At 43.7% G+C, this 12,518-nt stretch carries 9 protein-coding genes; 3 read left to right on the top strand and 6 right to left on the bottom strand.

Annotated elements, in window-relative coordinates; genetic code table 11:
- Positions 1-4 precede the first annotated feature (4 nt).
- Positions 5-751 (bottom strand): polyprenol monophosphomannose synthase, encoded by a 747-nt coding sequence (locus tag KIH41_RS05590; RefSeq protein ID WP_213943953.1) that lies wholly within the window; start codon positions 749-751, stop codon positions 5-7.
- 97 nt (positions 752-848) lie between these two features.
- Between KIH41_RS05590 and KIH41_RS05585 the strand changes: the two genes are divergently transcribed.
- Positions 849-1,739 carry an ATP-grasp domain-containing protein gene (locus KIH41_RS05585; protein ID WP_246538979.1) on the top strand — a complete coding sequence of 297 codons (891 nt, stop codon included), beginning with the start codon at positions 849-851 and terminating at the stop codon, positions 1,737-1,739.
- Here the strand turns inward: KIH41_RS05585 and KIH41_RS05580 are convergent.
- The 5 genes from KIH41_RS05580 to hisG form a co-directional block, all read right to left on the bottom strand.
- On the bottom strand, positions 1,723-2,517 hold the full coding sequence (locus KIH41_RS05580; RefSeq protein ID WP_213943954.1) for a tetratricopeptide repeat protein: 795 nt from the start codon (positions 2,515-2,517) through the stop codon (positions 1,723-1,725). The two genes, KIH41_RS05585 and KIH41_RS05580, sit on opposite strands and share 17 nt — an antisense overlap.
- A 97-nt stretch (positions 2,518-2,614) precedes the next feature.
- Entirely contained in the window at positions 2,615-3,709 is a 1,095-nt protein-coding gene (gene hisB, locus KIH41_RS05575) for a bifunctional histidinol-phosphatase/imidazoleglycerol-phosphate dehydratase HisB (protein ID WP_214161799.1), read from the bottom strand.
- Entirely contained in the window at positions 3,706-4,770 is a 1,065-nt protein-coding gene (hisC, locus tag KIH41_RS05570; RefSeq protein ID WP_214161798.1) for a histidinol-phosphate transaminase, read from the bottom strand. Before hisC ends, hisB begins: the two co-directional genes overlap by 4 nt.
- Positions 4,767-6,062 (bottom strand): histidinol dehydrogenase, encoded by a 1,296-nt coding sequence (hisD, locus tag KIH41_RS05565; protein WP_214161797.1) that lies wholly within the window; start codon positions 6,060-6,062, stop codon positions 4,767-4,769. Before hisD ends, hisC begins: the two co-directional genes overlap by 4 nt.
- A gap of 8 nt (positions 6,063-6,070) precedes the next feature.
- Entirely contained in the window at positions 6,071-6,931 is an 861-nt protein-coding gene (gene hisG, locus KIH41_RS05560; protein WP_213943958.1) for an ATP phosphoribosyltransferase, read from the bottom strand.
- A gap of 676 nt (positions 6,932-7,607) precedes the next feature.
- On the opposite strand from hisG, the gene KIH41_RS05555 reads away from it, so the two are divergent.
- Positions 7,608-10,844 (top strand): SusC/RagA family TonB-linked outer membrane protein, encoded by a 3,237-nt coding sequence (locus KIH41_RS05555; protein ID WP_214161796.1) that lies wholly within the window; start codon positions 7,608-7,610, stop codon positions 10,842-10,844.
- Between the two features lie 19 nt (positions 10,845-10,863).
- Positions 10,864-12,513, top strand: a complete 1,650-nt coding sequence (locus KIH41_RS05550) for a SusD/RagB family nutrient-binding outer membrane lipoprotein (RefSeq protein ID WP_214161795.1) — start codon at positions 10,864-10,866, stop codon at positions 12,511-12,513.
- The last annotated feature ends 5 nt before the right edge of the window (positions 12,514-12,518 follow it).

Raw genomic sequence — 12,518 nt, 5'->3', positions numbered from 1 at the left:
TGATTTAGGCCGCTCTTCGGTATTTTTTAGGTTTAATAACGCTCTTGACCTTCATATAGATAACGCCCAAAACGGCCTCCTTAAAGATGTTCTTGGACATTTTGGAGGTGCCTTTAGTGCGGTCGGTAAAAATGATGGGGATTTCAATGATCTTGAAACCTAGCTTCCAGGCTGTGAACTTCATTTCAATCTGGAAAGCATACCCTATAAATTTGATCTTATCGAGCTTTATGGTTTCCAGCACCCTTCTGTGGTAACATTTAAAGCCAGCCGTGGTGTCTTTGATAGGGATGCCGGTGATGAATTGCACATATTTGGAGGCGAAAAAGGACATCAATACACGCCCCATGGGCCAGTTGACCACATTGACTCCGGTGATGTATCGTGAGCCGATGGCCATGTCATAGCCATCCTTTGAGCAAGCCTCAAATAACCTCACCAAGTCCTCGGGATTGTGGGAAAAGTCGGCGTCCATCTCAAAAATATATGTATAACCTTTATCAAGGGCATATTTGAAACCTTCGATGTAGGCTGTTCCCAAGCCCAGTTTTTCGCCCCGATTGAGTAAGAAAAGTCTATTCTGATATTTTTCCTGCAATTTTTCCACCTCCCGGGCAGTTCCATCGGGACTCCCATCATCGATAATAAGCACATGAAAATCTCCGGGCAAACTCATCACCTTTTCAATAAGGTCATGGATGTTTTCCATTTCATTATAAGTAGGAATAATTACGAGCTTGCTGTCAGTCATTTTTCACAATTAAAGACCAAAATTATAACTAAATGATAATTTACCCGTTTTTTACGGAAAAAAATACCAAATTTAACCCCCTAAAACTTATGATGACATGACGGTGAAAATAGGTGTAGTGACTTGCCAATCTTTGGGAAACTATAACAATAATGCGGAAAGCGAGGACGCTATTGTTTCTGAACTTCTTGCTGCAGAAGGATTTGACTTCAAATTTGAGGTCTGGTCTGACCCCGCTGTAAACTGGAATCAATACACCCACCTAGTCGTCAAATCACCTTGGGATTATTTTGACCGATACCATGAATTTAAAAACTGGTGTGAAAACATGATCGCATCAGGAATTCCTGTTTTCAATGATTTAAAAACAGTTTTGTGGAATTCCGACAAGAAATACCTGCAGGAAATTCAGGGAAAGGGCCATAGGATCATCCCGACTCGTTTTTTAAAGCAAAATCAACCGGTTCACATCGAGCCGATGTTTGATGAGTTTGCCACTGATAACCTTATTTTTAAGCCCTCCATAAGTGGTGGGGCCAAAAATACCCTAAGACTCATCAAGGGCAGCACTCACTCTTTAAGTGATAGTCTAAACGAATTGGTGAAAAATGAAGACTTTTTGCTTCAGCCTTTCATTCCCGAGATAATCGCAGAAGGGGAGTATAGCCTTATTTTTTTCAATGGAAAGTTTTCTCATGCAGTCCTGAAAAGCCCGAAAGAGGGAGATTTTAGAGTACAACATTTCTTTGGAGGTAAAATCAGCAGTATTCAGCCCTCAGATTCGCTTATGGATAGCGCTACAAAAATAGTTGAGGATTTTGCCAAGGACTGCCTATACGCCAGGGTTGACGGTGTTCTGATTGAAGGCGTATTTTATTTGATGGAACTTGAACTTATTGAACCCTATCTGTTTCTTTTCACCCATCCAGAGGCAAAAAAGAATTACATGGCAGCATTGAAGGAAAAATTGGCTATTGGCAGTATTTAGTCAAGTTTTCCTGTGCATACTTGCTCCCGTTTTTGGCTGCCAGTGATAGGTCGGCGCACGCTTTGGAGGGGTTTTGCTTTGCAAGGCAAACTCCCCGCCGGGCCATCGCTTCATAGTGCTTTGGGTTTAATTTAAGCACTTTGTCAAAATCTTCCAATGCCCATTCTTTCATTCCAATAGTCATGTAAGCAAACCCGCGATTATAGAGCCCTTGAATATTTTCGGGCTCCAAGGTCACATACATATTAAAAGCTCCGGCGGTGCCAGCTGGGTCACCAAGTTTTCCCCTAGCAATGCCCTGATAATAATAAACCATCGGTTCTTTGGGCCGGAGGTCTCGGGCTAGCTCCAGAAATTCCTCTGCAGATTTATAATTCTCATTCACAATCATTGCCCTTCCTAATAAAAAAAGGATGTCAAAATCCTCGACATCATGATAAGAAGCAATTAATAGGTGCTTTTCCGCGGTTTTATAATCCTTCAATTTAAAAGCTAAACTACCTAAGCCTGCATGGGCCTGTGCATAGGTAGGTTTTAATTTGATAATGGTTTTGTAATCTTTTGCACTGTTTTCAAAGTCGCCAATTTCCTCATAAGCTCTGGCTCTTAAATGTAAGGCTTTGAGGTCGGTGATATTGAAGAAAAGGCTTTTGTTAAGGCTAGAGATGGCTTTTTCATAATTGCCACTTTGATAATAGGCCTCCCCGCTTTCAAAGGATGAGCCGCATGAACAAAGTGCTAAAGCAAAAATGCAGAATAGGACGGAAAGGTGTTTCATGGCTGTGGTTTTAATCGAAACTAATGAATAAGTTTTTCAATTAAAAGCCTTAACTAAAAAATATTTCTGGGACCCGGCTCATTGGGCCCCAGAAGCTTTATAATACCCCTTTTGTGCTTGGTAGCTGGTCTTTGCTTTTTGGGTCGTAGGCTACAGCCATTTTTATCGCACGGGCTAGGCCCTTGAAGATTGCTTCAATTTTATGGTGCTCATTTTGCCCTTCCGCTTTGATGTTCAAATTGCATTTGGCTGTATCACTAAAAGACTTGAAGAAATGGAAAAACATTTCCGTTGGCATGTCACCAATTTTTTCCCTTTTAAATTCAGCCTCCCAGACCATCCAAGGTCTTCCTCCGAAATCAATGGCCACTTGAGCTAATACATCATCCATAGGAAGTAGAAATCCATAGCGGTAGATTCCTTTTTTGTTCCCTAATGCTTTGAGATAAGCCTCACCAAGGGCCAAGGCAGTGTCCTCGATAGTATGGTGCTCATCGATATGCAAGTCGCCCTTCACCTTGATCGTGAGGTCAGTGCCTCCATGTTTCCCGAGCTGCTCGAGCATATGGTCAAAAAATGGCAAACCGGTGTCGATATCGCACTTTCCCGTTCCGTCAAGGTTGACTTCTATTTTAATTTCAGTTTCAGAAGTTTTCCTTTCCACTGAAGCTTTTCTGGAAGGATTTTTAAGGAAATTATAAATTTCCTCCCAGGATTTTGTGGATAGGGCGGCAGAGTCGACAGGGTCGCCGATAAAAATCGATTTGGCGCCTAGATTTTCAGCAAGCTTGACATCAGATAGTCTGTCACCGATCACGTAGCTGTTTTCCAGATCGTAGTCACCATTCAGAAAATGTTGCAAAAGGCCAATTCCAGGTTTTCTGGTTGGTAAGTTTTCATGTTCAAACGATCTGTCGATGTGGATTTCCCTGAAGAAAATACCCTCTTGCTCTAATATCCGAAGCATCTTGTTTTGTGCTGGCCAAAAGGTTTCTTCAGGAAAAGAGGACGTTCCCAAACCGTCTTGATTGGTAATCATTACCAGCTCAAATTCGGTGTCGTCCACAATTTTTTTCAAATTGGAAATTACTCCCGGATAAAATTCCAGCAGTTCCAAGCTATCTATTTGAAAGGTAACCGGTGGCTCAATGATAATAGTGCCGTCACGGTCTATGAATAATACTTTTTTCATTTTGTAGTTGGTTTGGTGTACGAAGCAAATGCAGTAAGGAAGGCCTCGTTTTCTTCAGGAGTGCCCACAGAGATTCGTAGGCAGTTATCGCATAAGGTGACTTTGCTTCTGTCCCGAATGATGATTTTTTCCTCAATCAAATAATGGTAAATTTCCTTGGCTTGTGGGATTTTTACTAGAACGAAATTGGCATCTGAGTGGTAGACTTGGATCACTTCATCCATTTCCTCAAGTTTTCTAACCAGTTCATTTTTTCCTTCCATGATTTTTCCCACCATGCCATACACGGCGTTTGGAAGTGATAGTGCTTCAAGGACTTTTTCCTGAGTCAGACCGCTAATGTTATAGGGCGGTTTGATTAGGTTTAGGATGCTGATGATCTGCGTTGAGGCGAACCCCATTCCGATCCGCAATGCAGCCAGTCCCCAAGCCTTGGAGAAAGTCTGAATGACCACTAGGTTAGGATACTTTTCAAGTTCGGCAACCATGCTGACTTCCGGCGCAAAATCTATATAGGCTTCGTCAACTACTACTATCCCGTTGAAATTTTCCAACACCTGATAGATGTCTTTCTTTTTCATCAAGTTTCCAGTCGGATTATTAGGGCTGCAGATGAAGATCACTTTGGTGAAATCATTTACAGCTTCTAAAATCTTCTGGGGCTGCAGCTGGAAATCTTCGCATAATGGAACCCGCTTAATCTCCACATCATTTATTGCCGCACTTACCTCATACATACCGTAAGTGGGGGGGAGGATGATAATGTTGTCTTTTCCAGGGTTGCAAAATGCGCGCAACAACAAGTCAATGGCTTCATCGCTGCCATTTCCCAAAAATACCTGATCTGGCTTTACCTTTTTGATTTCAGCCAGCTTCTCTTTTATTTCAATTTGATAGGGATCAGGGTATCGGTTAAAGTTTCCCGGAGCTGTGGAGCCATATGGGTTTTCGTTGGCGTCTAGGAATATGCCTTCTTTGCCGGCATACTCGTCCCTTGCTGAGCTATAAGGCTTAAGGCCTGCAATGTGAGGTCTTAAAAGGCTTTTTAAATCAAAACTCATGACTCCTTTTCCTTTAAATATTTCAGGCGTAAACTGACGGCATTTTTGTGGGCTTCCAACAGTTCAGCCCCTGCCATTACTTCAATAGTCGGCCCTAAATTTTGGATGCCATTTGCATTCAACTTCTGATAGGTGATTTTTTTTACAAAACTGTCAAGCGATACGCCGCTAAAGCTTTTGGCGAAACCGTAGGTGGGTAGAGTATGGTTGGTGCCAGAAGCATAATCCCCAGCGGATTCTGGAGTGAAATTACCGATGAAAACAGAACCTGCATTCTTAATCTTCAGGGCAACCTGGTCACTGTTTTCAACTACCAAAATCAAATGCTCGGGAGCATATTCATTGATTAAGGCTAGGGCTTTATCCTCGTTACTCATCACAATAGCTACGGAATTGTCAAGTGCTTTTTCTGCAATGGCTTTGCGGGGGAGTTTTTCAAGTTGCTTGTCTACTTCCATGATAGCAGCTTTGGCTACCTTTTCGGTGTTGGCTACCAAAATTACCTGTGAGTCCACACCGTGCTCTGCTTGGGATAATAGGTCGGCCGCCACAAAGGATGGGATAGAAGTTTCATCAGCATACACCAAAACTTCCGAAGGTCCAGCTGGCATGTCGATGGCAACGCCCTTTTTGGTGGCCAGTTGCTTTGCAGCGGTCACGTATTGGTTTCCAGGACCGAAAATTTTATCCACCTTGGGGACAGACTCGGTGCCATAAGTCATGGCAGCTATTGCTTGTGCGCCGCCTGCCTTTACGATTTTATCAATACCGATTAGATCCGCTGTATACAATATGGCCGGGTGAATTTTTCCTTCCTTGTTGGGGGGTGTACATAGCACAATTTCCTCACATCCCGCAATATTTGCTGGTACTCCCAGCATTAAAACTGTAGAGAACAAGGGGGCAGTACCTCCTGGGACGTAAAGTCCTACACGCTGAATGGGCACACTTCTTCTCATGCAGGTCACCCCTTCCATGGTCTCCATTTTGAGATCCGGAGTTTGTTGTGCCTCGTGAAATTTCTCAATGTTTTCCAGGGCAACCTGAATGGCCTGCTTCAGTTCGGCAGAAACCTTTTCTTTAGCCTGCTCAATTTCCTTGCGACTTACCAAAAGGTCAGTAATCTCTACATGATCATATTCAAATGCAAACTTCTGTAGGGCTTTATCTCCTTGTCGTTTGACTTTGCGCATGATTGGCTTGACCAGCTTTTGGATTTCCTTGGACTTAAAGACAGGCCTTGCGATTTCTTTTTTCCAGTCCTTTTGAGATGGGTTGTTGAGTATTTTCATCTTATGCGTTAAATCACCATTTTTTCAATCGGTACTACCAATATGCCTTGGGCCCCGGCACCCTTCAATTCTTCAATAACTTCCCAAAACTGATCTTCTGGAATTACGGAATGAACCGAGGACCAGCCTTCTTCAGCCAAAGGAAGAATGGTGGGACTTTTCATTCCAGGGATCAAAGCTGTAATTTTTTCAAGCGATTCATTGGGTGCATTCAAAAGCACGTAACGGTTGCTTTTTCCGGTTTGCACGGCATTGATGCGGAAAAGCAACTTCTCAATGATGGCCTGTTTTTCGGCGGTCAGGTCTTTATTACTGATAAGTACTGCCTCTGAGTTGAAGATTTTTTCAACCTCCTTCAACCCGTTCATCATAAGCGTAGAACCCGAACTCACAATATCACAAATTCCCTCAGCCAAACCAATACTAGGGGCGATTTCTACAGAGCCGGATATTTCGTGTATTTCTGCCTGGATGTTATTTTCTGAAAGGTAGTTGCCCAGAATCCTGGGGTAAGAAGTGGCGATGTTCTTTCCGTTAAAGTACTCCAGCCCTGCGTAAGCCTGACTTTTTGGGATGGCGAGGGAAAGGCGGCATTTGGAAAAGCCAAGTTTATGAAGGGTTTTGACCTCTTTGTTTTTCTCCACCAGTTCATTTTCTCCAACAATTCCAATATCTGCTACACCATCGGCCACGTAGCCAGGGATGTCGTCATCGCGTAAAAACAGGAATTCTATGGGGAAATTGGTGGATGGGGATTTTAGCTTTCCGCCACCATTGTAAAACTTAATGCCGCACTCTTTTAGCAGGGCGAGGGAATCTTCACTTAATCTACCGCTTTTTTGGACGGCTATACGAATAATGGTCTCCATAAGGATTTTATCTGATCAATTGTAAAATTGGATTAGGGGGTCTTTTGTTGGAAAGACAAGGGACAAAAGCTAAGCTTAAGCCCACGAAGGGGGCGATATGTAAATAATATTCCTCTTAAGAGGAATGATGGAAGTGATGAACAGGGGCAGTAGCCACTGGAAAAGTGAAAGTGGAAATATGTGTGTCTTTCTTGTTCATCTGTGCCAAAATTAAGGAAGTGATTTGGTTTTTCAAAACGCATAGCGGTTTAGTACATATAAATCTCATAAAATGCCGATTGTTTGTAAATGAAGGCACTTTTTAATTTGAGGATGCTTCTGCTTAATTGATGTATTTAACTTGAAAAGTACTATTCCTTAAAATAGGTATCCCCGTATGGGGAGCTAAATTTCCAGATATTGGAATCTTATCTGGAAATTTTATCACTATAAACCCTCAATAAACACCCTCTTGAGAAAAAACCAATTAAAATAAAAATTTACCGTCTATACCTAAATATGGGGTAATAAATAACTATTTAAAGAATAAATATATTTTAACCAATTTTTGACCGTCCGAAATTGTACAAAATATTTAATTTGGTATTAGTTATTTTGCCAGAACTCAAGATGTTAAATTTTGATAAATGCAATAAATAATTTTACTTTATACCATAACTAAACTATAAACAACCTTATGAGAAAAGTTTTACTCTTTGTCCTTGCGTTTCTCGTCATGACCGTCAACGGTCATGTCTTTGCGCAACAGCAGCGGGTAGTTACCGGTACGGTAATATCCGAAGAGGACGGGGAGGGGTTGCCTGGGGCAACTATCCTCGTTAAAGGGACATCGATCGGGACCACCACAGATTTGGATGGTAATTTCTCGATCAATGTTCCGGCTGGCTCCAATGTCCTGATTATCTCATTCGTGGGTTTGACCACCCAAGAGATTCCAATCGGAGACAGGAACAACATTAACATTACCCTTGCTCAGGATGCCGCGCAGCTATCGGAAGTAGTGGTAACGGCCATCGGTATCGAAAGGGATAAAAAAGCCCTCGGCTATGCGGTGACCACTGTGGGGGATGAACTGATCGCCAACAGACCAGAGGCTGACGTTTCTAGGGTATTGCAAGGTAAAGTGGCGGGTGTAAACATCACAGCCACCAACGGAACCTCAGGTGCTGGTACCAACATCATCATCCGGGGTTACTCCTCTGCGACCGGATCCAACCAGCCTCTTTTTGTAGTGGATGGTGTGCCGTTCAACTCTGGAACCAACGCCCAGAATGCCTTCAACCAAGGTGGTGCGACTACATCTTCCAGGTTTTTGGATATAGATCCAAATAACATTGAGAGTGTAAACGTACTGAAAGGTCTTTCTGCAACCGTATTGTACGGTGACCAAGGCCGTAACGGGGTGGTGTTGATTACCACTAAGTCTGGTGCTGCCAAGAGGAGACCTTCTGAAATCACGCTTAACCAAAGCTACTTCTCGAACACGGCGGCTTCCTTGCCTACGTATGGAATGGAGTACGGTAACGGTTTCCAGCAGCAGCCAGGGTTCTTCTTCTCCAACTTTGGACCTAGATTGGATCAAGGCATTACAGTAGCTCACCCAATAGCTGCCTCCTCAGTGGCCAATATCAGAAATGCGTTCCCTCAATTTTTTGATGCGGACGGTAACCCCGTAAGGTATGATTTTAGAGCTTATCCGGATCCAAGTGAAGTTTTCTTTAGAAGAGGTAATGTCCACAACACATCCTTGCAAATGTCCGGTTCTTCTGACCGTACAGGCTTTAATGCAAGTTTTGGTTACACCAATGAAGAAGGTTTCATACCTAACAACACGTTGGAGAAATTCAATTTTGGCTTGGGTGTTTCATCTGCGGTGACCGATAGGATGACGATCAATTCCTCCTTTACCTACGCCATTACAGATGTGAAATCACCACCTGTGAATGCGGCATTTGGTTCTGGCCCTGATGGTGGTATACCATCCATTTTTGCCCACGTACTTTATACACCGCGTTCAGTGGATTTGGGGGGCTTACCATTTGAGAATCCCTTGGATAGGAGCTCTGTGTACTTCCGCTCTGGTAACGATATCGTAAACCCGCTTTGGGCTGCAAAATACTATAGAAACACCTCCAGAGTAAACAGGTTCTTCAACTCCACCTCACTCAACTACGATTTCACTGATGACTTTGCGGTAACCTACCGTATCGGTTTGGATACTTATACTGAAGGCCAAGAAGTGATGCTGAATAGGGGAGGACCTTCTGACAACGCCAACGTTCAAAACGGTCTTTTCAGAAGTATAGATATCCGTAATACCATTTGGAACCAGGATTTGGTATTTAACTACAATACCAGATTTGGTGATGCTTTTGGTTTCAGTGCCTTGCTAGGTGGTAACTACCGTTACGACGTATACGAGCAGAACGGCATTGCATCTGTAGGCCAGTTGACTTTTGACCTATTCCGTCACACCAACTTCGAAAGTTCCGCTGCTCGAGATCCATTTAGCAACCTTCCTTTGAACTTTACAGAAGAGCAAAGAAGAATGGGAATTTATAGTCAGTTAACCTTAGATTATAATGATTACTTATTCTTAACTGTGCTAGGTAGAAATGACTGGACATCCACTGTGGAGGCACCAAATAGAAGAATCCTTTATCCAGGTGCTTCCCTGTCTTTCCTTCCGACTGATGCCTTTGATATCTCCTCCTCGACTTTGAACAGCTTGAAGTTCAGAATTGGTTATGGGACTTCGGCAGGTTTCCCTGATCCTTATAGAACCAGAACCATCATCGGTCAAAACACCAGAGGTTTTGAGCAGGGGGGGACTTTATTCCCAACACAAGGTTTGGGCACCATATTGGGTAACCCAGAATTGAAGCCTGAGCTTCATGAGGAAGTTGAATTCGGTATCGAGTCGGCTCTATTTGATAACAGATTGAGATTTGACCTTTCCTTGTATCAGAAGAACACGAGAGACTTAATCACTTTTGCTCCAATTGACCCCTCTACTGGATACCTCAATACGGCTTTGAATATCGGTAGAATGCGAAATAGAGGTATCGAATTCCAGGCTACTGCAGTACCATTGCAAACCGCAACTGGTTTCAACTGGGAATCCATCGTAAACTTTGGTCTGTACAGACCAGTGGTGACTGAGCTTGGTGGAGGTTTGGATGAAATTGTGGTTGCTGGTTTTGCTGACCTTGGAAACTTTGCCATCGAAGGAAGACCATTTAACATCATCAAGGGAACCGGGTTTATCCGTGACCCTGACACAGGTCAGCCGGTAGTACTTCCGACAGGGGATTATGGCACTGCATCAGAACTGGTAGAGTTAGGCGATCCTAACCCAGCTTGGACTGGCTCCTGGATTAATACTTTCCGTTATAAGGGGTTCACTTTGAATGTAATGATGGAATACCGTCATAAAGGGGTAATCATGAGTAATACCGTTACCGCTACCTTGGCGCGTGGGGTGACCAAAGACCCAGTGGTGGATAGAGAAATGACTTTTATCCTTCCAGGAGTGAAACAAGATGGGGTTAACGAAGCGGGAGATCCTAACTATGTCCAAAATGATATCCAGGTGACAGCTTCCAATTATTTCTTCAACAACTACCACACTGGTCCAGACGAAGCCAATGTGTTTGACGGAAGTACGGTACGTTTGAGAGAGCTGTCATTGGGTTATGATTTGCCTGAAACACTCCTTGGTCGTACACCATTCAAGCGCGCATCTTTTGCCATCAGCGGTACCAACCTTTGGTTTAGAGCACTGAATTTTCCACCAAACATGAATTTTGACACGGATGTGTTGGGACTCGGCGTGGGTAACGGTTTAGGGTTTGACTTTGTGACAGGTCCTAGCTCAAGAAGAATCGGTGGTACGCTAACCCTTACTTTCTAACCAGTAAATGAGCATGAATATGAAATCGAAAATACTAAGTTTAGTGATGGCTTTTTCGCTTGTGCTGGTAAGTTCATGCGATCTCGACCTACTCGATGATCCAAACGTACCAACCAGGGAAAATGCCTCCCCGGAATTCCTGCTAAATCAGGTTCAAGTTGATTTTGCAGATTTCTTCAACACTACAGGAAATATAGGCATGAGGCTGACAAGGATGATCAACCAGCCGTCTAATACCTACCAACAGGCCTGGATTCCACAATCCTTCAACCCCATATGGAGTACTGGATATGTTAATGTGTTGAATAATATAGCCCTAATCGAAACGCTAGTGGCCGAAGGTGATGTGCCTAACGAGCGGACTTTGGCTATTGCACAGACGATTAAAGCCTATACATTGATGACTTTGGTTGACCATTTTGGGGAAGTGCCTTGGTCAGAAGCTCTGAGCGATACCAACTTCAGCCCTGTGGCCGACGATGGTGCGTCCGTTTATCAGGCAGCGTTCGATGCCTTGCAGGAAGCTAGAGCTAACTTCACTACAGACCCAGCGCCACCGGTTCAGCCGACAGATTTGTATTACGGTAGAAATTATGCAAGATGGTTGAGGTTGGTAAATACCTTGGAATTGAAGTATCACCTTAACAGAAGGCTGATTGATGCAGCTGGTAGTACAGCAGCCATCAACGCATTGATTGCTGGTGGAGAATTGCTGCAGGAAGGGGATGATTTTTACTTCCAGTATGGCACAAGCTTGAATGACCCTGATAGCAGGCATCCCAGATTTGCTACTGATTATACATCAGGTGGTAACGATTATCAATCCACTTGGTACATGTGGCACTTGACTGAGGAAGGCTTTAAGGGTTTCAATGACCCTCGAGTAAGATACTATTTGTATCGTCAGGTAACGGCAAACCCTACTGACCCCGATAAATTAAGATGTATCAGCGAATTGCCACCAGCACACTATTTGGTTGGAGGCTTTCCTTTCTGCCTTCCTGGCAACAGAGGCTATTGGGGTAGAGACCACTTGAATCCTGAGGGTATTCCACCGGATAACTTGGAAAGAACTGTTTGGGGACTCTACCCAGCGGGTGGTAGATATGACAACAACTCTGCCTCTCCAGTGAACAACCCACTATTGGGTAACCAGGGTGCTGGAATCCAGCCTATCATGCTGTCGGCATTCGTAGACTTCATGTTGGCCGAAGCTGCTCAAACCTTGGGTACTACAGGTGATCCAAGAGAATACTTGACCTCAGCCATTACCAAACATATGAATTTTGTGAGGTCATGGGCTTTGACTACCAATGAGGCTGAGGTGGTGGAGACTTTCCAAACTCCAGAGGCTTTCGCCACGGCAGTTACCAACTACGTGAATTTTGTAGGTGGACAGTTTGACGCCGCTTCCGGTGAAGGAAGAATGAGAGTTATCGGGCGAGAGTACTGGTTGTCCCTATATGGAAACGGCGTGGAGGCCTATAACCTTTACAGAAGAACTGGTCAGCCAGATAACATGCAGCCGGGCTTGCTGCCAAACTTTGGTACATTCCCTCGCTCATTCCTGTATCCGAACAATTATCTGACTACCAATGCCAATGCCTCACAGCGTGCATTTACAGATAAGGTGTTTTGGGATAATAACCCTGATGGCTTCATTGACTAAACTTA

The sequence above is a fragment of the Litoribacter ruber genome, from assembly GCF_018500185.1.
Taxonomy (GTDB): Bacteria; Bacteroidota; Bacteroidia; order Cytophagales; family Cyclobacteriaceae; genus Litoribacter; species Litoribacter ruber.
The sequence above is the reverse complement of the archived record's forward strand: the minus strand, read 5'-3'. Positions and strand labels throughout refer to the sequence as shown.